The following is a 25,871-nucleotide window of genomic DNA, read 5'->3' on the forward strand; positions in this document are numbered from 1 at the left end:
GAAGAAAACAGGTGTTTTTCTTGTTTTTAAATAAACATTACAGATTATCAGCCAATATTTCAGAACAAATAAAATATAAAGCAAGTAAACTATTTAGAATTTAATTCTGAATTTCTGTTATAATAATTTCATTTTATATAACTATAACAGTATAGTACAGTTTATCTGTTATAATTATATAACTTTAATTTGTGTTTTATATCACGTAATAAAAACATTGATATATCAACGTTGTATGCGGATGCTGTATTTGTGTTTTACATCAAAACTTTATCGTGTTAAAATTTGAACATTTTAAGAACATTTATTATAACAGTTTAAAAATGTGATCTTTTTCACTTTATTTTATGGTTGAGAAGGTATATAATGTAGTTAAGTTAAAGGATAATTGTTAAACATTTGTGCATAAATAGACAAATGTTATTATTTAAGGAGGTAAAGGAAATGAAAGTAGCAGAAGAAGTTACACAAAAAAATCCTTGGGATGGCTTCCGTGAAGGTAAATGGCAAAAGGAAATTGATGTTCGTGATTTTATTTTAAAGAATTTTACGTTATATGAAGGAAATGAAGCATTTCTAGCTGGCCCAACCGATGCAACAAAAGCATTATGGGACAAAGTAATGGATCTTACGAAGAAAGAACGTGAGAATGGAGGAGTGTATGATTTAGATACAAAAATCGTATCTACAATCACTTCTCATGGCGCCGGATATTTGAATAAAGAACAAGAAAAAGTAGTCGGTGTTCAAACAGATGAGCCATTCAAACGCTCATTACAACCATTTGGTGGAATTCGTATGGCAGTAGCTGCTGCAGAATCTTATGGATATAAAATTGATGATGAAGTAGTAAAAACTTTTACAGATTACCGTAAAACACATAACCAAGGTGTATTTGATGCGTACACACCAGAAATTAGAGCGGCTCGTAAAGCGGGTGTTGTAACAGGATTACCTGATGCATACGGACGTGGACGTATCATTGGTGACTATCGTCGTGTAGCACTTTATGGTATGGATCACTTGATTGCCGAAAAGAAAAAAGATCTTGATCTAATTGGTAACGGAACAATGACAGATGATATTATCCGTGACCGTGAAGAAACATCAGAACAAATTCGTGCGTTACAAGAACTAAAGCAGCTTGGCGCAGCTTACGGGTTTGATATTTCAAAACCAGCAACAACTGCACAAGAAGCTTTCCAATGGTTATACTTTGGATATTTAGCAGCAATTAAAGAGCAAAATGGTGCTGCAATGAGTCTAGGTCGTGTATCTACTTTCTTAGATATTTATGTAGAAAGAGATATTCAAAACGGAGTAATAACGGAAGAAGAAGCACAGGAGTTAGTTGACCATTTCGTAATGAAGCTGCGTCTTGTGAAATTTGCAAGAACACCTGAATATAATGAATTATTTAGTGGTGACCCAACTTGGGTAACAGAATCATTAGCAGGTATTGCAGAAGATGGTCGTCCATTAGTTACGAAGAACTCTTATCGTTTCTTGCACACGTTAGATAATCTAGGACCAGCTCCAGAGCCAAACTTAACGGTGTTATGGTCTACGAAGTTGCCTGATAACTACAAAAAATATTGTGCTAATATGTCTATTAAATCAAGCTCTATTCAATATGAAAATGACGATTTGATGCGTGAACATTATGGTGATGACTATGGTATCGCATGTTGTGTATCAGCAATGCGCATTGGTAAACAAATGCAGTTCTTTGGTGCTCGTGCAAACCTTGCAAAAGCATTACTTTATGCAATTAATGGTGGAGTAGATGAGAAGCTAAAAATCCAAGTAGCTCCAAACTATGCACCAATCACTTCTGAATATTTAGACTATGATGAAGTAATGAAGAAATACGATACAATCTTAGATTGGTTATCAGAACTATATGTAAATGCGTTAAACATCATTCACTACATGCATGATAGATATAGCTATGAAAGAATAGAAATGGCATTGCATGATCGTGAAGTATTGCGTACTATGGCATGTGGGATTGCAGGACTTTCTGTTGTTGCAGACTCATTGAGTGCGATAAAATATGCTAAAGTAAGAACAATTCGTGATGAAGATGGTCTTGTTGTTGACTATGAAATTGAAGGAGATTTCCCTAAATACGGAAACAATGATGATCGTGTAGATGATATTGCAGCTGATCTTGTTAAAACCTTTATGAACAAAATTAAGAAACACCATACGTATCGTAATTCTGTTCATACACAATCTATTCTTACAATTACTTCTAACGTTGTATATGGTAAGAAAACTGGTAACACACCAGATGGCCGTAAAGCGGGCGAACCATTTGCTCCAGGTGCAAACCCATTACACGGACGTGACAAAAACGGTTCACTGGCTTCATTAAGCTCAGTTGCAAAAATGCCATATGAATATGCGCTAGATGGTATTTCTAACACATTCTCTATTGTACCTAAAGCATTAGGTAAAGATGAAAATGCGAGAAAAGCCAATTTAGCAGGAATGCTAGACGGTTATGCTATTAAAAATGGTCATCACTTAAACGTAAACGTATTTGACCGTGAAACGTTACTAGATGCAATGGATCATCCAGAAGAATATCCACAATTGACAATCCGTGTATCTGGCTATGCTGTTAACTTTATTAAATTAACAAGAGAACAACAAATTGACGTAATTAATCGTACGTTCCATGAAAGTATGTAAGACGAAATAAGAAGGGATTTCCCTTCTTATTTCTGAAATTTAGGGGAGGGCGAACAACATGAAAGGTCGAATTCATTCAATAGAAACATGTGGTACAGTAGACGGACCTGGCTTACGTTATGTCATTTTTACACAAGGATGTCTTTTGCGTTGTAAATTTTGTCATAACCCTGATACGTGGAAAATGGGTGAAGGGAAAGAGATGTCAGTAGAAGATTTAGTGAAAGATATTAAAAGCTATCTTCCTTTTTTCCAATCAACCAATGGTGGGGTAACAGTAAGTGGAGGAGAACCGTTACTTCAGGCTGAGTTCCTAGTTGAATTATTTACTGAACTTAAGAAGTTAGGTGTCCACACAACAATTGATAGTTCTGCCGGTTGTTTTAGTCGCTCACCTCGTTTCATGGAAAATTTAGATAAACTATTGGAAGTAACTGATTTAGTATTATTAGACTTGAAGCATATTGACCCAGTTGAACATAAAGAATTAACAGGTGTATCAAACGAACATATCATTGATATGGCAAAATATTTGGATCAAAAAAATGTACCAATTTGGGTTCGCCACGTATTAGTTCCTGGTCATAGTGACAATGATATTTATTTACAACGATTATCTGATTTTATTGCTACGCTAGATAACGTTGAGAAAATAGAGGTATTGCCTTATCATAAACTCGGTGTTTATAAGTGGGAAACGCTCGGTCTTGAATATCCGCTTGAAGGAGTAGAACCTCCAACAGAAGACCGTGTGAAGAATGCTGAAGATATTTTAAATCGAGAGAAATTCATATCATAGAAGAGAAGCCAAATGCGGCTTCTTTTTTTTAGAGTTTTTTCTATTAGAGAAAAAATGCTCATCTCCGGTTTTGGGAGATGAGCACGCAAAAATATCGGCGCTCACGCAAAAATTTTACTCTATAATTTGTAGTTCTTTCGGAAACTTTGTTAGTGTCTCGCATTCGTCTTTCGTAATTAGTACATCATCTTCAATTCGAACGCCGCCTAAACCAGGTATATAAATGCCGGGTTCAATCGTATAAATCATCCCTTCTTTCAAAATACCATCGTTTAAATGGCTCATTGAAGGGAACTCGTGTACATTAATTCCCATGCCATGGCCGATTCGATGTGGGAAGTAGTCGCCATATCCCGCTTCTGTAATGATATCTCTTGCGACCGTATCAAGATCACCAATACGAACACCTGGTTTACTCGCCTCTAAAGCTGCAAGTTCAGCTTTTAATACAATATCATAGATTTCTTTCTGTTTATCTGTCACAGATTTATAGGCAACTGTTCTTGTAATGTCTGAGCAGTAGCCATCAAGAACCACGCCTAAATCGAATAAAACCATATCTCCAGCCTTCAATTTGCGATTTCCAGGATTACCGTGTGGATCACCAGATTTCTCGCCAAATAAAACCATCGTAGAGAACGACATTTCTCGAATGCCTTTTTTCTTTAGTTCATACTCAATTTTAGCTAGTACCTCCATTTCAGTAATGCCCTCTTCAAGCGCGTCAATTCCTACTTGAACACCATAATCCGCCATTTTGGTAGCGCGCTTAATAATCTCAATTTCATTAGCATCTTTTACAACACGCATCTCATTCAACTTATCTTCAACGGAACGAACACGTGCCTTCGGGAAAAATTGAAGTAATGACTCGGAACGTCCATATGAAAGCACTTCTTTTTCAAGAGCAACAGCCTTTGCTTCCGTGACCTCTCTAGCTTCAAGTGATACTTGGATGAAGTCCCAAGGATTCTCGTGATCAGCATAGCCGATAATTTCATATTTCCAACCGGTATCTTTTAGTTGATTCACTTCCATTGATGGTAAAAGAAATATTGGTTCAGCCTGTTTAAATACAAGGATTCCCATTAAGCGTTCGTGTGGATCAGTAAGAAAATCAGATAAATAATATACATTTTCTGGGGAATTTAAAAAAGCAACTTCCACTTCTTCTTGATGTAACCAATTTTTCAAAATTTGCAAACGTTGATTCATATCAAAAACTCCTTTATTATTTCAATTAATTGTCACAAGACCTGCTTACGTGAAATGGAATAAGGAACATGATTCAGTCATGTCCCTCACCGCTGTCTCATTTAATTTTTCTTTTGTGTAGCTAATGATACTAGAATTAAAATAATAATTGCTACTGGAACAGAAACAACAGAACTGTTTAATTCAAATGGTGTGTTAAGTACTAACTCCCATACTAATGTGGTGACAACACCAGCAATCATGGAAGAAATACCGCCTATTGTTGTTACCCGTTTCCAAAAGAATACTGCTAAAATAGCAGGTGTGATTCCCGCGCCATAAACGGTGTAAGAATACATTTGAACTTCTAATACTGTCGGGAAAAAACTGATTAATAAATAAGATAACACACCAAGGACAATAATAAATACTTTCGTCATAACTAATTGTTTTTTGTCTGATGGATGCTTATTAATATACTTTCCATATATATCATACGTCATATTTGTTGCTGCGGAAAGTAAATAGGAATTTCCTGTTGTAATAATAAATGCGGCAGCAGCTGCTAGTAGAATTCCACCGACACCTAATGGTAATACAGTTGTAGTTGTCATTAATGCCATTCCAGGGTCAATGTCTGGAAAGAGTGAGCGAGAGGCAAAGGCAATAATAGAAATAGCTGGTGAAATAAGGAGCATCACACCTAACCAACTCAGCGCTGCACGTTTTGCTGACTTATCCCCATTTGAAGCAGCTAAACGTTGATACATGTTTTGATCACTTAATAAAAGAAATAATGATGGCAATAAATAGCCCATCAATTGAATTGTCGTCAATCCACCAGTCGTTGTCATATGGGAATCTGGCACATTAGCAACAATCGTGTCCCATCCTCCGGCGACAGAAATAATAATCGGAACGGTAATAATTAAGGCACCGACCATTAAAAATCCACTAATGGCATCTGTTTGCGATACAGAGCGCAGTCCGCCAATCATAGCAAGGAATATAATTAATCCAGATGCAATGATAGTACCAAGTTCAACGCTCATTCCAGTAGTTAAATTTAATATGAATCCAAGACCAGTCATTTGATAAGAGACAATACCTACGTAAGCTAAGATAACAATTACACTTGCAAGATTACGTGCAAAAGGGCCATACTTTGCTTCAAGGATGCCTGAGATCGTATATTTGCCAAAGGCTCGAATCTTAGGGGCGATCGTATAAAGAATGAAAATACCAATAATCGTTGGGATCATTAACATTAATGAAGGAAAAATCCCAAAACTAAAAGCAACAGATGTTTCCCCCCCTGAAATACTTCCACTACCTGTCCATGTTGCTAATAAAGTCCCCATTAATACAATAGGACCGAGACTTTTACCAGCTAAAATGAAATCTTTACTGTTTGATACTTTCTTTGACATATAAATTCCGATGCCGACCATAAGAACGGCGTATACCCCAATAAACCATAGTAACTGGGGGTTTTCTTGTAATTCCATTTCTAGGTCACACTCCTGATGTGTTTTATTTTCTTGTTTTCGTATGTTTTTATAAAATAAAAATCACGACTGTTTATTAAACGTTAATCGTGATTTTAAAACATAATAAATTTTCAAAAATCTATTATTTTTGCTAACTTTAAAATGATAACATGCTTAAAAAAACGAATCAAACCGCTAATTTAGGCATTTATAAGTTTATTATATCATTTAGTACTTTAGACTCCTTTTTGTTTGATTATACGAAAAAATGCCTAAATATACGAGGGAGCAATATTTTTGCAAGAAATAGTATAAAAAAAGTTTAAAATTGAGAGAAACAGGAATACTCCATGTAGGATAGTCAAAATCCTGTAATCTTACTTTAAGGAGTGTTTCAATTGAGTAACGTATTATTTACTTCTCATGCAACAGCAAAAGGTGGGCGTGAGGGTCATGTTAAATCAGATGACGGTTTAATCGATTTGACTCTCGTTCAACCTGGTTCTGGATCGAGTGAAAAAGGATCCAATCCAGAGCAGTTATTTGCTGCGGGATATGCAGCTTGCTACGATGGAGCACTTAATTTAATGGCTTCTAAGCAGAACAAAGAGATAGATTCTACGATTAGAGCAGATGTTAGTTTAATGAAGGATCCAGCAGATAATGGATTTAAAATAGGTGTTACACTGCATGTGGAAATCAAAGGTGTTTCACAACAAGAAGCAGAAGAATTAGCTAAACAAGCGCATGATTTCTGTCCATATTCCAAAGCAACACGTGGTAATATTGACGTAGAAGTAGTAGCTAAAGCATTATAAATAATAGAACCCCCTTTTGTCTGAATGCACTCAAAAGGGGGTTTTGTTATTATTGGCCAGTACTAGTCGATGCTAGTGACTGTTTTGGCATATATAATTTTTTGGACAATAGTTGTTGGCAAATTAAAAATATTCCTCCAACTGTCCAATACAATGGTAAAGCAGCTGGCGCATTGAAGGATACAAATCCAATCATTAATGGGGATATCAAGCCCATAAACGCCATCTGTTTCTTTTGCGCAGGATCGATTCCAATTTGTGTGACGCGAAATTGAATAAAATATATCGCAGCGGCAATAAAAGGCATGATTAAATCACTTTGACCGAGATTGAACCATAAAAAGCTGTGTTGCGCAATTTCTTGTGTCGTACGAATTGCGTAATAAAACCCAATTAAAATTGGAAATTGAATAATCATTGGTAGACACCCCATTGATGCAATGGGGTTAAAATTATACTTTTGATAAAGTTGCATCGTTTCTTGTTGCATCTTGTTTTTAGATTCAGCGTCTTTTTTCCCTTTATATTTCTCTTGGATTGCTTCCATTTCAGGTTTGATGATTGCCATCTTATCACGCATTTGATAGCTTTTTTTTGATTGTTTTAACATTAGTGGCATCAGCGCTAAACGGATGAGCACTGTAACAAAAATAATCGATAAACCGTAATTCCCTCCTAAGAAAGACGCTACGCCTTTTATAATCTCCGAGAATGTTAGAACAAAATATTTATCAAAAAATCCTGCTGTTTCTGGATCAATTGGCTCGCCTGATGCAGCTGCTTGACAGCCCGATAAGACAATTACCGCTAATAAAGCTAAAATAATAAACCGATATTTTTTAATGTAGGTAAATACAGATTGTATGTGCATATTTTTCCTCCTAGTAATGTTCGTAAGTTTAGATAGAATATGGAGGAATGGGTGTCTTCATCATCATCTGGGCTTTCTTTGCGCTTCATTTTTATCGTGATCCATTTGCGAATGTCTTGCCACTGACTAAGATGGAAGATTGCTTCTTGTGTACGAAGATAGACAGCGTGATAATTATTTTTAAATGCATGACGCTGTTTGGACAGTTGATGATGTGTTACATATAGCAAGCCATAGGAACATATCAATGCAATATAAAAGGTCAAATAAATATACATTGGATGAAGGTCACTATATAATTGTCCAATTAATTCTAATGTCATCTGTATTCACCTCCTATGCTTGAAAAGTTGAAGTCTTATTTTATGATGATACAATGATAGCGGAAAGTCAAAGGCGGATTTGTGTCAAGTTCAGTATTTACGAAACATTTTTTTCGTTTCTTACGTATACATGTCAAAGGATTGTAGAAGGTTAAAAATTGACTTATATTTTACGAATAAATTTAATAAAACATGTCCCCTTTTTTTATTGAAAATAAACGTTGAATAGATACAAAAATAAAAGCGATGATTTTTTAGCATTTAGGAAACAGTCTGTTATTTATAGTAGGCTATTTTGATTTAATTATTATTGATGAAGGTTACCCTATTATTTATCACAACTACAAGGCAAACTTTGATTACTTTGATAGTATCTTAATTGGATTAACAGTCACGTCAAAAGATGAATTTGAAGTAATAGCTGAGGGGAAAGCTAATTTTTATGGTGCAAATGATCTGAAAAACTATCGAAAACGAGTTAGTCAATATTTAAAAGAACATCAAGACAAGCTAGCCATTTATAAGTTGCATCACAATAAACCATTGACGAAACAAGATGTGGAACAATTAGAGCATATTTTATGGGATGAGTTAGGTACAAAGGAAGACTATCAAAACGAGTTTGGTGATACATCAATAACAAGACTGGTTCATCAAACGGTAGGACTTGATCGAAACACAGCTTTAGCAGCTTTTTCAGAGTTTTTATCAGAGGAACGATTGAATAGTCATCAAATTAAATTTGTTCATCTTATTGTCGATTATATTGTTTCCAACGGTTATTTGGAGAAAAAAGTATTAAGAGAAGATCCATTTCGATCATTCGGTAGCATTACCGAATTATTTCAGAATAATATAGGAGATGCACAAGGTATTATTCAAGTAATCGACCAGATTAACAACAATACTAATTTCACAGAGGGTGCTTAACTAAAAAAAGTGCTAAACTTCCTCCAACAACTATAATAAGTAAAATCCCCCTACATCTTTTTATTAAAGACATAGTAGGGGGATTTGAATGTTTACACTTCGGGTGTATTCGTAGTCGTTGGCTTTAAGTTTTCGTTGATTTTCTGCTCATTTTTATTGGCTACTTGGTCTAACATGCCTTTTAAATCAACGCCGGAAACGTCTTTTAAAGTTTCTGGGAGTTGGCTCATTAGCTTGGTCACGTAACTGCTCATGCGTGTTGCGCCATCTCCTTCACCATTACTATTATCAACCACTGTTACTTTGTCAATCGAAGCAACAGGTTCTGCTACTCTTGCTGCAAATTCAGGAAGCATTGTAATAATCATTTCTAATATAGCTGCTTCGCCATATTTGGCCATTGCGTCTGCGATTTTTTCTTTTGCTTCTGCCTCGGCAAGACCCTTCATTCGAATCGCGTCCGCTTCAGCTTCCCCGTCCAATCGAATTTGTGCCGCTTCCGCTTCGGCTTGCTTCACACGAGTAACTTTGTCTGCTTCTGCCTTTTGTTCCGTCGCATAACGCTCTGCTTCCGCTTTTTTTGAAATTTCTGCTTCATATTGACGTTGTTTTCTTATTACTTCTTTTTCATCAATTTCAATCTGTTTATTTTTCTCGACAAGCTGAACTTGCATCTCTTCTTGTTTTACTTGTTGTCCAGATTTTGCTTCTTGCAATTTGTACGCCATATCTGCTTCCGCTTTAGCTGTATCTTGCTCGCGTTTGTAGGCAGCGATTTTAAGTTCTTTTTGTTTTGTTGCTTCTGCGATTTGTGTTTCGCTCACAAGTTCTGCGCTTTTCCCTTCTCGTTCTGCTTCAGCTCTTTTGATTCTAGCATCTCTTAACGCATTCGCTTCAGCAATCTGGGCATCACGCTTCACTTCAGAAATACGTGGTTTACCTAGCGCCTCTAGGTATCCATTATCATCTTGCACATCCTTAATAGTAAAAGAAACAATCTGCAAGCCCATTTTCTTTAAGTCAACTGCTGCTTGAGTTTGTACTTCTTGCGCAAAGCGTTCACGATTTTTATAAATTTCCTCTACAGTCATCGTACCGAGAATGGCTCGCAAATGTCCTTCTAATACTTCTTGTGCTTCCTTACGTAATTCGGAATCGTTTTTCCCTAAAAATTGTTCACCGGCAGTAGCAATTCCTTCTGTAGTACTTTGCACTTTAATAATGGCGGTACCGTTTGCCATAACAGGAACGCCGTTTTCTGTGTAAACATTTGGTGTAGATATATCTAAGCTGTGTGATCGAAGGCTAATATTCTCTGCTTGTTGAAACACAGGAACAATAAATGCGCCTCCACCACGAACGATTTTTATTCCGCTACCATCATCGACTTTATGCACGTTTTTATTACCTAAGAAACTACCAGTGACAATCATTGCATCGTCTGCACCCACTGTTTTATAACGAACTGCAAACAGTATAACAAATGAAACAATAATCGCAGCGACAACACCAATTACAATTAAAAAGTCCATCTCTACTCCTCCTATAAATCATTAGTAAGTGCAGCAACATATAAAATTTGTTCTTTTACCTCAATCACAACAATCTCACTTCCTTGTTTTAAGTCAACATAATCAAAGCTTCTTGCTGTTTCACTTCTACTTCCGTTGGTAGAAGCAATGAAAACCTCACCATACCCATTAGCCGGGATGGAAGTAATCACCTCTCCAGTTTTCCCGACTAAATCATGAATAGAGACGGAAGTTGAGCTCTCTGCATTGGAGAGCGGTATTACTAATAAATAATAAATAACGAAATAAGCAAGTAATCCAATCATTAGACTGATTATAAGTACATAGATGTGTGAAATACCTGTATATTTGGTAAGTAATACGCCTGATCCACTAACAACAGCTAGTGTTCCAAATAAGAGTAATGGATTAAACACTTCTCCTAACCCCTCAAAAAGCCCTTCAAAAATATCACCTAAAAACAATGAAAGGATCGCAACGGCTAGACTGCTCCAAAGTAGTATCCAATAAATTTCTAAAATCTCAATATGTACCCCTCCTTTTATCAAAACGCTATAGTATATATACGTTTTAAATTTAAAAAAAGCTCCAATATATTAAAAAAAAGGGGCAAAGCATGTGTTCAATTCATGCTTTGCCAGCTCTATCATCTATTAATTTACAACAATACATGAATGGATAAACATTTCTTACACCAAAAAATCACACATATTTATCTCTTGTAGCACCAATACCAAATACTATCATTAAAATTGATATAAGTAGAATAACGATGATTGGAATGGTCCAAGAATGGCTAAAATCATAAATAGAGCCAATCAGAATGGGGCCAATTGCTGCGAGTAAATAGCCAAATGACTGTGCCATGCCAGATAGTTGGGCTGATTGCTTTGCGTGCTTTGCTCGTAACCCTAATAATGTAAGAGCTAAACTCATACTTCCACCTTGAGCAAATCCAATTAGTGTAATGAAAAGGGCGAGAAAATGGAAGGAATCAGCTAATAAAATACCACTAAATCCGATAATTGCTATGGATCCGAGTGTAATAATAATACTTTGTTGTTTTTTTAACCGTCCTGCAATGATTGGAGTCAAGAAAGCAGTGGGCAAACTAACAAATTGCATATACGATAATAACCAACCACTTGTTGCAATGGAAACGCCTTGTGCTTGTAATATTTCAGGCAACCAAGAGATGGTTACGTAAAATAAAAACGATTGTAATCCCATAAATAATGTGACTTGCCATGCTAAAAAAGAGCGTAGAAGATTACTTCCAGTTGTTGCAAAGAAATCAAGTTCAGTTGTTTTTGGTTGAGTGCGATATAGAATGAACCATATAATAAGAGCGATGAATGTTAGAGTAGACCAAATGGCTAAGGTATACTCCCATCCTAATCCTGCTGTTTCAGCTAGTGGAACACTTACACCAGAGCCAATAGCGGCAAAAACGGACATGCAAGTTGTGTACACGCCAGTCATTGGGCCAATGTGATTAGGAAATTTTTCTTTAATAATACCTGGCAATAATACATTACAAATGGCAATGCCTAACCCGATAAAAGTTGTTCCAGCATACAATGGAATGCTATGAGGAATTATACGAGTAATGATACCAAGGAATAAAAGAATTAGTCCGATTAGGACGGAAAGTTCATTGCCTACGCGGTTACGTAGTTTTGGTGCTAATGGCGACATAATTGCAAAAGAGAGTAGTGGTAAACTAGTGATTAGTCCAACATTCCAATTTGCTAATCCCATTTGATCACGGATAGTACCAACTAATGGGCCGACCGATGTGATCGCAGGCCGTAGATTGAAAGCTACAAAAATAATTCCAATCACAAATAATATATTTTTTGTTGAAAAACGTTTCGACATAACGACAACTCCAAATGAATAAAGTGTTATATAAAGATAGTATAAAACAGTAGGGCATACCTAGCAACTTTCCAAAAAAGTATTTTCTTAGGACAATTAAAAGATTCATTCACATAACGATACAGATAAGTGATAGAATAATAGAAATAATACTTTTGATTAAAATATAGATTATTATAGAAAGAAGTGGAAATTTATGCTTAATGGGATTGTACGTGAGCTATTCTCGTGGCTAAAAGCAATCATTATTGCATTAGTGATTGTGTTTGTAGTACGAGAATTTTTAATAACGCCTTCGATTGTCAAAGGAGAGTCCATGTTTCCAACATTTCAAGATGGAGACCGTATTATGATTAGCAAGGTCACTCCAATTGATCGATTTGATGAAATTGCTTTTCAAGCCCCAGATGCCGATGAAAATTATGTGAAGCGAGTAATCGGATTACCAGGCGACTCGATTGAAATGAAGGATGATGTACTATATATTAATGGAACAGCGTATCAAGAAGAATATTTAACCGATGAGAAGCAAGCTTTTTTCGGTAATTCTTTTACGGAAAATTTCACACTGGAACAAATAACAGGAGAGACGGTGGTGCCAGATGGATACTTATTTGTTTTAGGTGATAATCGTCCAGTCAGTAGAGATAGTCGTAGGTTTGGCTTTATTGAAGAAGATTCGGTTATCGGTGATGTTGTCTTTCGTATTTGGCCATTAAATGCCATTGGTATACCTAAATAATATTTTTTTTCATTCAGGAGACACTACACCTAACTTAAAGAAAGTTAGGTGAAAGATATGGAAATAGAAAACAAATCTTTTCATCCAGGTGACGTTGCTTATGTGATTATAAGAAATCCACATGTTCAAGGTGTTGCCAATGTTCAGCAGGCTGCAGTGGTAAATCATCCTAATCGTCCAAATGAGTTAGCATTATTCATGTATGAAACATATTACCCGCTTTCTGAGGAAGTTGCTATTTATCAAACAGAGCATGAGGCAGAGGTAGCTTTCCAACAAGCATTCGGTAATACGGAAGTTGAGGGATACGATGGTTAAGCCATTTGTCCCTCAATTAGTTTATTTTGAACCTAAAGCAATGGATTATCCATTAGGGAAGTCATTGTATGAAAAATTTTCTAATATGGATATAGAAATTAGAGAAACGACGTCACATAATCAAGTTCGCAATTTACCTGGAGATAATGATTTTCAAAAGTATCGTAACGCTAAATCAACACTTGTGGTGGGTCTCAGAAAAACATTAAAATTTGATACGTCAAAGCCTTCTGCAGAATATGCAATACCGTTTGCGACAGGATGTATGGGGCACTGTCATTATTGTTACTTACAAACAACGATGGGAAGTAAGCCGTATATTCGCACGTATGTGAATACCGAAGAAATTTTTGATGCTGCGGAAGCATACATGAAGGAAAGGTCACCTGAGATAACTCGCTTTGAAGCCTCTTGTACATCTGATATTGTTGGGATTGATCATCTAACACATACGTTAAAAGGAGCAATTGAATATTTTGGTCAGTCCGATCATGGTCGATTACGATTTGTAACAAAATTTGCTCATGTTGATCATCTTTTAGATGCTGATCATAAAGGAAAGACACGCTTTCGTTTTAGTATAAATGATGATTATGTCATTAAGTTTTTTGAACCGGGTACTTCTAGATTACATGAGCGATTGGAAGCCGCTGCTAAGGTTGCACAGGCAGGTTATCCATTAGGTTTTATTATTGCGCCTATATATTTACATGATGGGTGGAGAGAAGGTTATATTTCTATGTTAGAAAAATTAGAGGCAACACTTCCTCCTGAAGCAAAGAAAGATTTAACCTTTGAGCTTATCCAACATCGCTTTACAAAACCGGCAAAACGAGTGATTCAAAAAAATTATCCAATGACAAAATTGGAATTAAATGAATCGAAGCGAAAAACCAAATGGGGAAGATATGGGATATGGAAGTATGTCTACACGGATCAAGAGCAAGAAGAGATGAAACAAGTGTTTATTGAAACAATTAAAAAATTATTTCCAACTGCTTTTGTTGAATATTTTACGTGATCTTAGATTATTCATAGTAAATGTTAATGCTACGGTAATTTTTAGATACTTCACTTTCCACTGGCGAGGCTTCGTGTCTAAAGATTACTAACAAATCAATTCTTTCATATAAGTATAAATCATGATGTGTGATTTAAAAGTTATGCCGCATATTTGACAAATAAGTGAAATAATGATTAATTTAGATTATACTATGAATAAATAGAAACCACTAGGGGCGCCTACCGGCTGAGATAAAGAGTATTCTTTGGTCCCTTTGAACCTGAACTGGGTCATGCCAGCGTAGGAAAGTGGAGTCGGTTCATTGAATTGATGCAACAAGATAGATAAATGCATTCAACCACTCCATTGCTTAGGAGTGGTTTTTCTTATTTGGTATGTATTCGATTGCAGAGGAGGAGAATAAATGAGCAATATTGTTCATGCACTAACTATTGCGGGGACGGATCCAACAGGTGGTGCTGGTATTCAAGCCGATTTAAAAACTTTTCAAGAACGTGAAGTGTATGGGATGAGTGTACTAACATCTGCCGTTGCACAAAACACACAAGGGGTACAAGCTGTGCATCATCTGCCAATTGATTTTATTGAAAAACAATTAGATGCTGTTTTTCAAGATATCAAACCTCATGCGATTAAAACAGGCATGCTTTCTACAGTTGAAATGATGGAGCTTATTGCAACATATGTATCACCAGACAGTATACCGTATGTGATTGATCCAGTAATGGTTTCTACTAGTGGAGATGCTTTAATGGAAGAGAGTTCGCGCAAGGTGATTCGAGATACATTAGTACCTAAAGCAACGGTTGTCACACCAAACATTCCAGAAGCTGAAATCTTAGTAGGTTTTACCATTAAAAATGAAGAAGATATGAAAAAAGCAGCCAAAGTCATTGTGGAAGATTTAGGTGCAACATCTGCAGTTGTTAAAGGTGGACATTTAGATGGAAAAGCAGTTGATGTATTTTATGATAGGGAATTTCATTTTTTAGCGGTCAATCGAATAGAGACGAAAGATACACATGGTACAGGGTGTACGTTCTCAGCTGTCATTACAGCTGAACTTGCAAAAGGGAAATCAACATTGGAAGCAGTAAAATTAGGCAAACAATTTATTACTGATGCGATTCGTTATCCATTAAACATCGGGAAAGGGAATGGTCCAACGAATCACTGGGGTTATCGATTACAAGGACTACCAAATCAAGGGGGAAATAATAATGAGTCTAACAACACTGATTAATGCTGTTCGTCAGAAAAATCCGTTGGTTCATAATATTACGAACGAAGTAGTTGTAAATTTTACTGCGAATGGATTGTATGCAATAGGTGCTTCACCTGTGATGGCTAACGCAATGGAAGAAGCTGCGGATATGGCAAAAAATGCGGATGCCTTGTTATTAAACATTGGCACATTAACGGGGGACCAAGCTGATGTGATGATCGAAGCTGGAAAAGCTGCCAATGAAAAAGGCATTCCAGTTGTTCTTGATCCAGTTGGTGTAGGTGCAACACCGTATCGCAATCAAGTAGCATCACGAATTTTAAATGAAGTAAAACTAACGATGATTCGCGGAAATGCTGGAGAAGTTAGTCAATTAGTAGGATTAGAAGCACAAGTTCGAGGAGTAGATTCATCGGGTTCATTTGATAACATATCCATTGCACGTCATGCGGAGCAAGAATTAGGAATCCCTGTATTGGTTACTGGAGAAAAAGATGTGATTACGGATGGTAAAGATTTATTTGAAGTATCAAATGGTGCACCTTTATTAACCAAGGTAACAGGAACGGGCTGTTTACTAGGTTCTGTTGTTGCAGCATTCCTAGCAACAGGTGAGAATCATGTTAAAGCAGCCGCTGCTGCTGTTGTCTTTTACAATGTCGCTGCGGAAAAAGCCGCAAAAAATGTGAACCACCCAGGCAGCTTTCAAATTGCATTTTTAGATGCGCTCGCGTCAACAACGAGTGAGGATGTTTCAACACATGCAAAAATAACGCATCGTATTTTAAGTGAGGGATAAAAGATGTTTCGGCAGAAAGATTTAGCTGTATATTTTATTATGGGGAGTAATAATGTTGGTGATAAAGATCCACTAAAGGTGTTGCAAGCCGCCTTAGATGGTGGGATTACGATGTTTCAATTTAGAGAAAAGGGAGAAGGGGCGCTAACTGGCAAGGACAAACGCTTATTAGCAGAGAAAATGAAAGTATTATGCGAACAATGCGATGTCCCGTTTATTGTGAATGATGATGTAGAACTTGCTATTGAAGTGATGGCAGATGGTGTACATGTTGGACAGGAAGACGCTTCGATTGATGAAGTGAAGCAACGTTGTCCAAGCTCATTTATTGTTGGAGTTTCCGCAACAAATGTTATAGAAGCAGAGCAAGCTGCTAAGGCTGGTGCTGATTATATAGGTGCTGGACCTGTCTTTGCTACAAGTACGAAGAAAGATGCAAAGACCCCGATCGGGTTAGAGGGGCTGAAACAAATGAGAGAGAAAATTGGTGACACGCCAATGGTTGCAATTGGAGGCATTAATGCGTCTCACGTATCTTCCATTCTAGCTGCTGGAGCGGATGGTGTATCTGTGATTTCAGCTATCAGTTTAGCTGAAAATCCTGTTAGGTCGGCTAGCCAACTACACGTGTGAAAAATCAATAATTGGGTGAGAAGTTAGTAAAAACACAGGCTGAATGAGGTCTGTGTTTTTAAATTTGGTGATTTTCTATAACTAGTATTATTTAATAAGAGCGTCATCGTCAGTATTTTTAAATATATATCTAATCCCTTTACCGGCAAGTAGTTCATCTTCGTATCTAGGTAACACGTGAAAATGCGAGTGGAATATGTGCTGTCCTGCAACTGCACCGCAATTCCAACCAAGGTTATATCCTTGCGGTTGATAGGTTTTATCTAAGTAATCTTTCACCTCTTGAAGGAGTGTGTATGTTGCATCCCATTCTTCACGTGTTAAATCAAATGCTGTTTCTCTATGTTTTTTAGGGACAATTATTCCTGATCCTTCAAGTTTAGTTCCTTTTTGTTTAGCTTGATCCAACTGTAAAAACAGACAATATTTATTACTCATAATCACGTTCTGAGCTGGTTCTAATTCGGGATGACAAAATAAACAATCTTTCATTGCAACTCTCCTTCGTTAACTATTTTAAGATTTGGATCTATTTGAGATACCACACCAATCTTTTATAAAGACGATGGGCTATCAGGTATTGTGTTGGCAAGAATAATATAAATAAGCAAATTCCATGGTAAAATGATAAAAAGTATTCTTATTCCGAGAGAAGAGATATACAGAAAAATTCTGCAATACCGCCACAAACGCCAGATATAGCTCTATCTGTATAAGACTTTCGTAATTTATTTTGCATTTTCATTCTCCTTTTTAGACAAATTTAAATAAAACGACTTATTAATATTAATAAAAGAAAAAATACTACTGATTGCAATTACATTCATATTCTTTAAAAACAAATTGTTTGTACAAAAGTAGCTCTTTAAAATCTTTTGTAGACGATTCATAAACTTTGACTAAAGGGGCAATATCTATTTTTGCAAATGTTTTTACTTGGTCATACATGTTAGTAGAAGGGTTAATAATATATTCATTCATATCTTCATATAGATTGTTATGTTCACAGACATCATACGTAATGGCAATATAATGTTTTTTAAACATCGTTTTTCCCACCTTGACCTTTTATTTAATGCCTTGTTTTAATATACGTTTATATTAATTTTATTTTAACATAATATTCCTTAAATAAGTTAAATTGGTGATGAGAACTTTTTGATGTGTAATTATATACAGAACTGCTAGAAAGGCTTGAATTAATCTATCTAGCAACCAATAAATCACGAATTACAAGCATACATAACTTTTTTCTATTCTCAGGTCTGTAGCGATATGCTATCGTTAGAAATAGAGAGGATGACATATATTGTTTACCTATAAAATTGATGAAGAGATACAATTGAAAAAGTTGGAACGATCAGATGCAGAGGCTATTTTCTCTTTAACCGATCAATCTCGCGCTTATTTGAGAGAGTGGTTGCCATGGGTGGATGCAACAAAGACGGTACAAGATACAACATATTTTATCAATGGAACGATTAAAGGCTATGCAGATAAAAGATCATTGACGACAGCAATTATTTACCAAGGTGACGTTGTTGGGGTAGTAGGTTTTAACTTGATTGATTGGACAAACAAAACGGCCCATATTGGTTATTGGTTAGGGGAACGTTATCAAGGGAACGGGATTATGTCTCGCGTTGTTCACGGACTAACAACACACGCATTTGACGACCTAGCAATGAACCGTGTAGAGATTAGAGCGGCAATAAGAAACCAGAAAAGTAGATCGATCCCTGAAAGGTTAGGGTTTACGTTTGAAGGGCGAATACGACAAGCGGAAAAATTAGCTGATTATTTTGTTGATCACGCCATTTATAGTATGCTGGCAGAGGAATGGCCACCGCAGCCAAATAAAGCGTCAACAAAAAATTATATTCTCGCCCTTCGTAATTATGTTGGGACACAACCATTAATTATGGCTGGTGCTGGTGTAATGGTCATCAATGATAAACAGGAGTTATTACTTCAGCTACGTTCAGATACACATGATTGGGGATTGCCGGGTGGCGCAATGGAAATTGGTGAAAATTTAGAAGAAACAGCAAAAAGAGAGTTGTTAGAGGAGACGGGGTTGCGTGCGAATAGTCTAAGCTTTATAAAATTTTTATCAGGTGATCATTTATATGATAAATATCCGAATGGCGACCAAGTGTATCATGTTATTTCACTTTTTAAAACTACTGATGTATCAGGAGAATTACAGGTGAATGATGGGGAAAGTAAAGCACTTCGTTATTTTTCATTGGAAAATTTACCGACTCCACTGCATAAAATAACCCAAATCATGCTTGAAGCATACCAAAAGGGTGAATAAATGTGGAGAGAAAATCAGCATTGGAATCGGCAAAACTGTTTGTGGATCAATATTTTCCGAATTGTAGGGCGGCAATTTTAGGGGGGAGTGTTGCTCGAAAAGAAGCAACAAGTACTTCTGATTTAGATATTGTCATCATAGATGATACAATAGACCATAGTTACCGTGAATCGATGGTAGCTTTCGGATGGCCAATCGAAGTATTTGTGCATCATGCCACTTCCTATCCGTCTTTTTTTGCAATGGATGCGGCTATAGGTAGGCCTACTTTACCTCGGATCGTTGCAGAAGGTATCGCTATTCGAGATCATGAAATTGTATCGGTCATGCAAGTAGAAGCAAAAGAAATTATTGCAAAAGGCCCTGCAGATTGGTCGGCTGAAACGATTAAGGTTCAACGTTATACATTAACGGATTTTGTTGATGATTTTATTGGTGCGACTGCACGAGAAGAAGCGGTTTGTATTGCGTTAAGTTTAGCAACTACATTACAAGAATTTTATTTACGAATAAATAACCGCTGGATTGGTGAATCGAAGTGGATCTATCGAGAATTGAAACGCTATGATCAACGCTTTGCTGACCGTTATATCAATGCAATAGAATATTTTTATAAAAAAGGAGAAAAGCAACCGCTGATTGATTTAGTTGATCAAGTGCTAGAACCACATGGTGGCAGGTTGTTTGAAGGTTTTTCTTTGGGGAAAGAATAACAATAAGGTTGTTTAATGAAACAAAGGAGGGGATAAAATGCGTCTTGCTAATAAAAAAATTATTGCATTAGTAGAAGATGATTTTGAAGATTTAGAACTGTGGTATCCTGTACTTCGTCTACGTGAGGAAGGAACAACAGTAGATTTAGTAGGAAAAGAAGCGAATAAAACCTATGTTGGGAAATATGGTGTACCTGCAACATCCGATAAAGCATTTGGAGATGTAGATGTCGCTTCCTATGATGGTATTCTTGTACCAGGTGGTTGGGCACCAGATAAGTTAAGAAGATACCCAGAAGTGATTGATTTTGTTAAACATATGGATGAAAATAAAAAACCCATCGGCCAAATTTGTCACGCTGGTTGGGTACTGATTTCAGCTAATATTCTACAAGGAAAGCAAGTAACGAGTACACCAGGGATCAAGGATGACATGACTAATGCAGGTGCAACGTGGCATGATGAAGCGGTAATTGTTGATGGTCACATTATTTCCAGTCGTCGTCCACCAGATTTACCACCTTATGTCAAAGCATTTGCTGATACATTGGCAAAAGACTAAATTTTCACCTTGGTTTTGATGGAGTTGTCGTTGGTGGCAACTCCATATTTTTTGATGGACTCTAGTTAGTTTCAGGAGAAACCCTAAGTTTAAAGGGTAGTATGCTTCACTTTATATTTTTTCTGATATAAAGTGAAGCATACTACCCAAAAAAATCTTGGTGATTTTAATGGTTACCATTATAGGGATGGTGTTCGGTATGTATGGTTATAAGTCAAGTGATACATCAAATAGTAATGTTTCCGAAGTAATAGGCTCACTTCCTTTTACTGGGAGGTGGTTGGTGGGATCAACTCCCGCAAAAAAAATCCCAAGTCATGGCACAGACATGTTTGGTGTAGGGTATGCTATCGACTTTATCGCTGTTGATGAACAGAATAGAACAAGCCCCAAAGTAAGTTGGCGGACACTTATTGGTACAGAATCACCTGAAATCTTCTATGCATTTGGTAAGCCTATTGTTTCACCTATTTCAGGAAGGGTAGTTAGTATTCATAATGGGGAACCGGATCATGAAGCACGTCGCTCTCCACTTACATTAATACCTTATGCAGCTAAGCAAAGCGAAAGAATTCGTAAAGGTCCAGAAGCAGTTGCTGGCAACTATATAATTATCTCGTCAAATAAATCGGATGTATATATCGCAATCGTTCATTTACAGTTGGATTCGCTCTTAGTGAAAGAGGGGGATTATGTATCAGAAGGTGAGCATATTGCAAATTGCGGAAACTCAGGTAACTCAACTCAGCCTCATATTCATATTCAAGCGATGACAAGTGCAGACTTTTTTAATACAAAGGGTGTTCCTCTTTATTTTAATGCGTTTAATCAGTGGAAAAAAAGAAATAGCGAGTTAACTATTGTAAAAAAAGCTTTTCCGAGAGCTGGTACGGTTGTCAGTCCAAATTAGAATGAATGATGGATGTAATCATTTTCATCACTATAGAAAAGAAGTATTTATGTCAAAACATAATTCGATTCATTATGAGAAAAAGTTTTTTTATCTGGGTTAGTGCGAATTAATCACTCTAATTTGGCAATGGAGAATGTTTATTCTAGTTCGAAATACTAAGGGAAAGAGGGGACGGTTATTTCTTAGATAGTGGGATACTCTTCTGATCCTTGGCATCTTCGTCACCTCGCCTGCTTTCTTCTGAATTTATCGATCTTTTACACGTACTTGAAAAATGGATTGGAGTGTTACCTGTATGTTCGATATCATCATGTGGCTTTTAATTATTGTAAGTTTTATCTTAAGTTTTGTCGGAATTATGTATCCAATTATTCCTTCGCCACTTATGTTATGGATAGGTTTTATTTTGTGTTATTTCACTTTTGATCCCGGTTTCACTTGGATATTTTGGTCATCGATGGTGATTTTAACGATTATACTAATTGTATCGGATATTTTTGCAAATGGTTATTTTGTTAAAAAGTACGGTGGCAGTAAATGGGGAGAACGAATAGCTGGTGTCGCTGTGGTTGTTGGTTCATTTATCATTCCACCGTTCGGGATTTTAATTGTTCCCTTTGTAGTAGTCATTCTAATTGAATTAATCCAAAAACGAACAGGTAAGCAAGCTATTCGTGCTGCCATTGGGTCATTATTTGGTTTTTTGGGTGGAGTCGTTGCAAAAATATTGATTCAATTCATGATGATCGTATGGTTTTTTGTCTCTATTGTTATTTGGTAATATAAGGGGAAGAAAGGGGTTTATTATGAAAGCTCGAGTATTAAGTATTGCGGGCTCTGCTGCTCAAGGTAGTGCAGGTATCCAAGCTGATTTAAAAACATTTCAGGAATGTGACGTGTATGGGATGGCTGCAATTACAGCATTTGTAGCGAATAATAGTAAAACAGAACAAGGAATTTTCATTCATGATAAAGAAATAGTAAGAGCACAATATGAAGCAGCTTTGGAGCATGTTGGTGTGGATACGGTCAAAACAGGTATGCTTTTTTCAAAAGAATTGATTGAGGAAATCTCTACTTGGCTACAGGATTGTCCTGCTAAGCAGATAATAGTAGATCCGGTAATGATCGGTAAAATGGGGTCACAGCTTTTAGCAGATGATGCGATTGCGGTATTAAAGGAAAAGTTGATTCCATTGGCAACAATTATTACACCTAATTTATATGAAGCGGGAAAACTATTGAACAGAGAAACAATAATTGGTAATGTAGAAGAAATGGAAGAAGCTGCGAAAGAACTTTTTCAATTAGGATCGAATTATGTATTGATTAAAGGTGGTGCATTGGAAGACAGAGCAATTGATGTATTATTTGATGGAGCAAGATTCGCATATTATGAAAAACCGAGAGTGAACACGATTCATACAAGTGGTGCAGGTTGCAGTTATGCTTCTGCCATTGCAGCCGAATTAGCTAAAGGTAGAACGATGGAGAAGGCGGTGGAATTAGCGAAAAATTTTGTTCATGCCGCAATCAGTCATGCATTATCCTTTGGTCGTGGCGTTGGATCAACCAACCACGCTGCAAGAAGAAACTATGGAGTAGACTGATATTATTTATTACATAGTAAAATAAATGATTGATAGTTTTGTAATGAAGTAGTCTGAAAGTATGATTTATCGTTAAAAATGAAACGATTTTCCGTTTATAACCGTAATTATATATGACTTAGAAAAAGAAAGGATGAAAATGAATGACAGATCCAGCTATGAAGTTAATAGCTTTAGAAAAAACGATAGGCAAAAAACATATTATAAAAGGGTTAGATTTTTCCATTTATCCTGGGGAAGTTTTTGGCTTTTTAGGGCCAAATGGTGCTGGGAAAACAACTACCATTCGAATGATGGTAGGATTAATGAAAATCACTTCTGGTGATGTGATTATTCAAGGAAAGAGTATTCAATCAAATTTTAAAGAAGCCATTAGAGAAGTAGGTGCCATTGTTGAGAATCCCGAAATGTATCCATTCATGAGCGGATGGAAGAACCTTGTGCACTATGCTCGCATGATGCCTGGTATAACAGAAGAACGAATAAATGAGGTAATCCAATTAGTTGGATTGGAAAAAGTGATCAAAGATAAAGTAGGACGCTATTCGCTAGGAATGAGACAACGTCTAGGCATTGCACAAGCTTTGTTACATAACCCTTCTGTTTTAATATTAGATGAGCCTACTAATGGACTTGATCCTGCTGGTATTAAAGAAATTCGTCACTATATTAGAAGATTAGCAGAGGAAGATCAAGTTGCGGTCATAGTATCAAGTCATTTATTAGCAGAAATGGAATTAATGTGTGATCGGATTGGTGTCATTAAAAATGGTGAGTTGATTGCAATCAATGAAGTAAATGAGCAAGATACTACCACATTACAAGAAGTACATTTCTTTGTAGAGCCGATAGCACAGGCTAAGGAAATAATTGAACAAACATTTGAAATCGATGCTAAAATAAGTGATAAAAAATTGATTGTGTCATTAGATCATGCAACCATTCCGAAAGTGACAAAGAAATTGGCTTTAGAAGATGTATCGATATATGGGGTTCAAGCACATAAAACGAATTTAGAAGAGAAATTTATGGCTATGATTGGGGAGAATACCATTGAGTAATTTTATACAGCTAGTTAGAAATGAACAGATGAAATTATATGCAAAAAAAGCAACATGGATAATGATTAGTATTTTAGCACTTTTGATAGTAGCAGGCGGACTAATCAGTCGTACGATGGATGATTCCATTACAAAAACATATGATGATAATTGGCGAGAAGAATTACAGGCAGAAATAGCAAGTGTAGAGCAAGAGGATAATCCTTCTTCTATAGATGCGGCATTTATAGATGTGGAGAAAAATACATATCATTTAGAAAATGATATTAAACCACAAAGTTATAGCGCTATGCAGTTTGTATATGATAATATTGGCTTAACAATGATTATTACATTATTCACAATTATTGTTACAGCTGGTATTTTATCGAATGAATTTCATTGGGGAACCATTAAACTTTTATTAATTAGGCCAGTTTCACGCGTAAAAATCTTAGCTGCTAAATATACAACCGTATTATTATTTGCAGGTACACTGCTTCTATTTTTATTTGTGTTCTCATGGCTGGTTGGTGCTGTTTTATTTGGTGTGAATGGCATGTCTCCAACTGCTGTTGTATACCATTTTAACGGATATCAAGAAGTGAATTTATTAAGTGAAATCGGTATTGGTTATTCATTAAAAGTAGTGAACTTACTTATGATGGCTACTTTTGCATTGATGATTTCAGCAATTTTTAAAAGTAGTAGTATGGCAATTGGGTTTGCGATCTTTCTAATGTTTGCTGGGAACATAGTGATTCCATTTATCGCCAAATACGACTGGGCAAAGTATATTCTGTTTGCGAACACCGATTTAAGTCAACATCGTGAAGGGGCTATACAATTATTCGATGGGATGAGTTTATCTTTCTCAATCACTGTATTATTGGTATATTATATAGTGTTCATCATAGCGACTTGGTGGACATTTACAAAAAGAGACATTGCAGGACATTAAGAAGGAGAGGGTTTAGATGAAACGTACAGCAGAAGTTATCTTTGGAATTATTGGTACGATAGTTTATGGTATTACCGCAATTATTGGTGGATCAATGCTTTGGATGAAAGGAAATGAAGAGGTAGTCGAAAAAATATACTCGGATGTATTAGAGCAGAACCCAGAGATAGAAATGCCAGATTATCAGACATTTATTGATTCAATGGGCACTGGTGGAGTTATGTTGCTTCTTGTCTCCTTAGCAGTAATGATCGCTGGTATTGTAGCGATGGTTTTTCTTAAAGGAAATAAAAAACCAAAAGCTGCCGGGATCATATTCATTGTCTCTGTTGCAATTGTAACAGTATTGCCAGGAATTAGTCCATTTACAGGGGTATTTTACCTTATTGCAGGTATCATGTCACTTGTAAGAAAACCAAAAGAATCAATCGCTAGTCTTTAAACAAAATGGGACAGTGGGGTGAATCCCCATC

At 36.3% G+C, this 25,871-nt stretch carries 29 protein-coding genes and 1 riboswitch; of the genes, 19 read left to right on the forward strand and 10 right to left on the reverse strand.

Translation table 11 applies throughout. The features are described from left to right. Nucleotides 1-444: 444 nt before the first annotated feature. Nucleotides 445-2,700 carry a formate C-acetyltransferase gene (pflB, locus tag ACH6CY_RS04885; protein WP_374066145.1) on the forward strand — a complete coding sequence of 752 codons (2,256 nt, stop codon included), beginning with the start codon at nucleotides 445-447 and terminating at the stop codon, nucleotides 2,698-2,700. Between the two features lie 58 nt (nucleotides 2,701-2,758). Then, nucleotides 2,759-3,499: a pyruvate formate-lyase-activating protein gene (gene pflA, locus ACH6CY_RS04890; RefSeq protein ID WP_374066146.1), complete on the forward strand. Its 741-nt coding sequence runs from the start codon at nucleotides 2,759-2,761 to the stop codon at nucleotides 3,497-3,499. A 114-nt stretch (nucleotides 3,500-3,613) separates the two neighbouring features. Here pflA and ACH6CY_RS04895 read toward each other — a convergent pair whose 3' ends face one another. Beyond that, entirely contained in the window at nucleotides 3,614-4,714 is a 1,101-nt protein-coding gene (locus tag ACH6CY_RS04895; protein ID WP_374066147.1) for a M24 family metallopeptidase, read from the reverse strand. A gap of 101 nt (nucleotides 4,715-4,815) precedes the next feature. Beyond that, nucleotides 4,816-6,201 (reverse strand): sodium:solute symporter family protein, encoded by a 1,386-nt coding sequence (locus ACH6CY_RS04900; protein ID WP_374066148.1) that lies wholly within the window; start codon nucleotides 6,199-6,201, stop codon nucleotides 4,816-4,818. 380 nt (nucleotides 6,202-6,581) lie between these two features. Between ACH6CY_RS04900 and ACH6CY_RS04905 the strand changes: the two genes are divergently transcribed. Beyond that, nucleotides 6,582-7,001 carry an organic hydroperoxide resistance protein gene (locus ACH6CY_RS04905; RefSeq protein WP_374066149.1) on the forward strand — a complete coding sequence of 140 codons (420 nt, stop codon included), beginning with the start codon at nucleotides 6,582-6,584 and terminating at the stop codon, nucleotides 6,999-7,001. Between the two features lie 49 nt (nucleotides 7,002-7,050). Here ACH6CY_RS04905 and yidC read toward each other — a convergent pair whose 3' ends face one another. Both yidC and ACH6CY_RS04915 read right to left on the reverse strand, forming a co-directional pair. Then, a complete protein-coding gene (yidC, locus tag ACH6CY_RS04910) occupies nucleotides 7,051-7,872 on the reverse strand; it encodes a membrane protein insertase YidC (RefSeq protein ID WP_374066151.1) in 822 nt (273 codons plus the stop codon). After that, a complete protein-coding gene (locus tag ACH6CY_RS04915; protein ID WP_374066152.1) occupies nucleotides 7,818-8,195 on the reverse strand; it encodes a hypothetical protein in 378 nt (125 codons plus the stop codon). Before ACH6CY_RS04915 ends, yidC begins: the two co-directional genes overlap by 55 nt. A 456-nt stretch (nucleotides 8,196-8,651) precedes the next feature. On the opposite strand from ACH6CY_RS04915, the gene ACH6CY_RS04920 reads away from it, so the two are divergent. Continuing rightward, on the forward strand, nucleotides 8,652-9,125 hold the full coding sequence (locus ACH6CY_RS04920) for a type I restriction-modification enzyme R subunit C-terminal domain-containing protein (protein ID WP_374066217.1): 474 nt from the start codon (nucleotides 8,652-8,654) through the stop codon (nucleotides 9,123-9,125). Between the two features lie 92 nt (nucleotides 9,126-9,217). Here ACH6CY_RS04920 and ACH6CY_RS04925 read toward each other — a convergent pair whose 3' ends face one another. The 3 genes from ACH6CY_RS04925 to ACH6CY_RS04935 all read right to left on the reverse strand — a co-directional run bounded on the left by ACH6CY_RS04925 (nucleotide 9,218) and on the right by ACH6CY_RS04935 (nucleotide 12,538). Then, on the reverse strand, nucleotides 9,218-10,657 hold the full coding sequence (locus tag ACH6CY_RS04925) for a flotillin lipid rafts scaffold protein FloT (RefSeq protein WP_374066153.1): 1,440 nt from the start codon (nucleotides 10,655-10,657) through the stop codon (nucleotides 9,218-9,220). Between the two features lie 11 nt (nucleotides 10,658-10,668). Then, on the reverse strand, nucleotides 10,669-11,205 hold the full coding sequence (locus ACH6CY_RS04930; RefSeq protein ID WP_483874857.1) for an NfeD family membrane protein: 537 nt from the start codon (nucleotides 11,203-11,205) through the stop codon (nucleotides 10,669-10,671). 154 nt (nucleotides 11,206-11,359) lie between these two features. After that, nucleotides 11,360-12,538, reverse strand: a complete 1,179-nt coding sequence (locus ACH6CY_RS04935; protein ID WP_374066155.1) for a CynX/NimT family MFS transporter — start codon at nucleotides 12,536-12,538, stop codon at nucleotides 11,360-11,362. Nucleotides 12,539-12,734: 196 nt separating this feature from the next. On the opposite strand from ACH6CY_RS04935, the gene lepB reads away from it, so the two are divergent. From lepB to thiE, 6 genes are all read left to right on the forward strand, one after another. Further along, complete coding sequence (gene lepB / locus ACH6CY_RS04940) at nucleotides 12,735-13,280, forward strand: signal peptidase I (RefSeq protein WP_374066156.1); 546 nt, start codon at nucleotides 12,735-12,737, stop codon at nucleotides 13,278-13,280. Nucleotides 13,281-13,337: 57 nt separating this feature from the next. Then, nucleotides 13,338-13,598 carry a transcriptional regulator SplA domain-containing protein gene (locus tag ACH6CY_RS04945; RefSeq protein ID WP_374066157.1) on the forward strand — a complete coding sequence of 87 codons (261 nt, stop codon included), beginning with the start codon at nucleotides 13,338-13,340 and terminating at the stop codon, nucleotides 13,596-13,598. Further along, nucleotides 13,591-14,619 carry a spore photoproduct lyase gene (gene splB, locus ACH6CY_RS04950; protein WP_374066158.1) on the forward strand — a complete coding sequence of 343 codons (1,029 nt, stop codon included), beginning with the start codon at nucleotides 13,591-13,593 and terminating at the stop codon, nucleotides 14,617-14,619. The genes ACH6CY_RS04945 and splB overlap by 8 nt, the downstream gene beginning before the upstream one ends. A gap of 203 nt (nucleotides 14,620-14,822) precedes the next feature. Continuing rightward, nucleotides 14,823-14,925, forward strand: a riboswitch (TPP riboswitch). A 100-nt stretch (nucleotides 14,926-15,025) separates the two neighbouring features. Beyond that, nucleotides 15,026-15,865, forward strand: a complete 840-nt coding sequence (gene thiD, locus ACH6CY_RS04955) for a bifunctional hydroxymethylpyrimidine kinase/phosphomethylpyrimidine kinase (protein WP_374066159.1) — start codon at nucleotides 15,026-15,028, stop codon at nucleotides 15,863-15,865. After that, a complete protein-coding gene (gene thiM / locus ACH6CY_RS04960) occupies nucleotides 15,843-16,646 on the forward strand; it encodes a hydroxyethylthiazole kinase (protein ID WP_374066160.1) in 804 nt (267 codons plus the stop codon). The genes thiD (ACH6CY_RS04955) and thiM overlap by 23 nt, the downstream gene beginning before the upstream one ends. Before the next feature lie 3 nt (nucleotides 16,647-16,649). After that, complete coding sequence (gene thiE, locus ACH6CY_RS04965) at nucleotides 16,650-17,279, forward strand: thiamine phosphate synthase (RefSeq protein ID WP_374066161.1); 630 nt, start codon at nucleotides 16,650-16,652, stop codon at nucleotides 17,277-17,279. 87 nt (nucleotides 17,280-17,366) lie between these two features. Here thiE and ACH6CY_RS04970 read toward each other — a convergent pair whose 3' ends face one another. From ACH6CY_RS04970 to ACH6CY_RS04980, 3 genes are all read right to left on the reverse strand, one after another. After that, nucleotides 17,367-17,771, reverse strand: a complete 405-nt coding sequence (locus tag ACH6CY_RS04970) for an HIT family protein (protein ID WP_374066162.1) — start codon at nucleotides 17,769-17,771, stop codon at nucleotides 17,367-17,369. A 148-nt stretch (nucleotides 17,772-17,919) separates the two neighbouring features. Further along, nucleotides 17,920-18,024, reverse strand: coding sequence for a PspC domain-containing protein (locus ACH6CY_RS04975; protein ID WP_374066163.1), 105 nt, complete (start codon nucleotides 18,022-18,024; stop codon nucleotides 17,920-17,922). Between the two features lie 59 nt (nucleotides 18,025-18,083). Next, complete coding sequence (locus tag ACH6CY_RS04980) at nucleotides 18,084-18,326, reverse strand: hypothetical protein (RefSeq protein ID WP_374066164.1); 243 nt, start codon at nucleotides 18,324-18,326, stop codon at nucleotides 18,084-18,086. Nucleotides 18,327-18,588: 262 nt separating this feature from the next. Here ACH6CY_RS04980 and ACH6CY_RS04985 point away from each other — a divergent pair, with 262 nt between their 5' ends. The 9 genes from ACH6CY_RS04985 (at nucleotide 18,589) to ACH6CY_RS05025 (ending at nucleotide 25,840) form a co-directional block, all read left to right on the forward strand. Beyond that, a complete protein-coding gene (locus ACH6CY_RS04985; protein ID WP_374066165.1) occupies nucleotides 18,589-19,599 on the forward strand; it encodes a GNAT family N-acetyltransferase in 1,011 nt (336 codons plus the stop codon). 2 nt (nucleotides 19,600-19,601) lie between these two features. After that, a complete protein-coding gene (locus tag ACH6CY_RS04990; RefSeq protein ID WP_374066166.1) occupies nucleotides 19,602-20,312 on the forward strand; it encodes a nucleotidyltransferase domain-containing protein in 711 nt (236 codons plus the stop codon). A gap of 37 nt (nucleotides 20,313-20,349) precedes the next feature. Next, nucleotides 20,350-20,874 (forward strand): type 1 glutamine amidotransferase domain-containing protein, encoded by a 525-nt coding sequence (locus ACH6CY_RS04995; RefSeq protein WP_374066167.1) that lies wholly within the window; start codon nucleotides 20,350-20,352, stop codon nucleotides 20,872-20,874. 169 nt (nucleotides 20,875-21,043) lie between these two features. Next, a complete protein-coding gene (locus tag ACH6CY_RS05000) occupies nucleotides 21,044-21,784 on the forward strand; it encodes a M23 family metallopeptidase (protein WP_374066168.1) in 741 nt (246 codons plus the stop codon). Between the two features lie 298 nt (nucleotides 21,785-22,082). Further along, nucleotides 22,083-22,568, forward strand: coding sequence for a DUF456 domain-containing protein (locus ACH6CY_RS05005; protein ID WP_374066169.1), 486 nt, complete (start codon nucleotides 22,083-22,085; stop codon nucleotides 22,566-22,568). A gap of 25 nt (nucleotides 22,569-22,593) precedes the next feature. After that, the gene (gene thiD / locus ACH6CY_RS05010; protein WP_374066170.1) at nucleotides 22,594-23,397 is read left to right on the forward strand and encodes a bifunctional hydroxymethylpyrimidine kinase/phosphomethylpyrimidine kinase; all 804 of its coding nucleotides are present in this window, start codon (nucleotides 22,594-22,596) and stop codon (nucleotides 23,395-23,397) included. Nucleotides 23,398-23,540: 143 nt separating this feature from the next. Then, nucleotides 23,541-24,458 carry an ABC transporter ATP-binding protein gene (locus ACH6CY_RS05015; RefSeq protein ID WP_374066171.1) on the forward strand — a complete coding sequence of 306 codons (918 nt, stop codon included), beginning with the start codon at nucleotides 23,541-23,543 and terminating at the stop codon, nucleotides 24,456-24,458. Then, nucleotides 24,451-25,398: an ABC transporter permease gene (locus ACH6CY_RS05020; RefSeq protein WP_374066172.1), complete on the forward strand. Its 948-nt coding sequence runs from the start codon at nucleotides 24,451-24,453 to the stop codon at nucleotides 25,396-25,398. Before ACH6CY_RS05015 ends, ACH6CY_RS05020 begins: the two co-directional genes overlap by 8 nt. A 16-nt stretch (nucleotides 25,399-25,414) precedes the next feature. Further along, nucleotides 25,415-25,840, forward strand: a complete 426-nt coding sequence (locus ACH6CY_RS05025; protein WP_374066173.1) for a DUF4064 domain-containing protein — start codon at nucleotides 25,415-25,417, stop codon at nucleotides 25,838-25,840. Nucleotides 25,841-25,871: the final 31 nt, after the last annotated feature.

Source organism: Paraliobacillus sp. JSM ZJ581, assembly GCF_044383835.1.
Classification (GTDB): domain Bacteria; phylum Bacillota; class Bacilli; order Bacillales; family Amphibacillaceae; genus Paraliobacillus.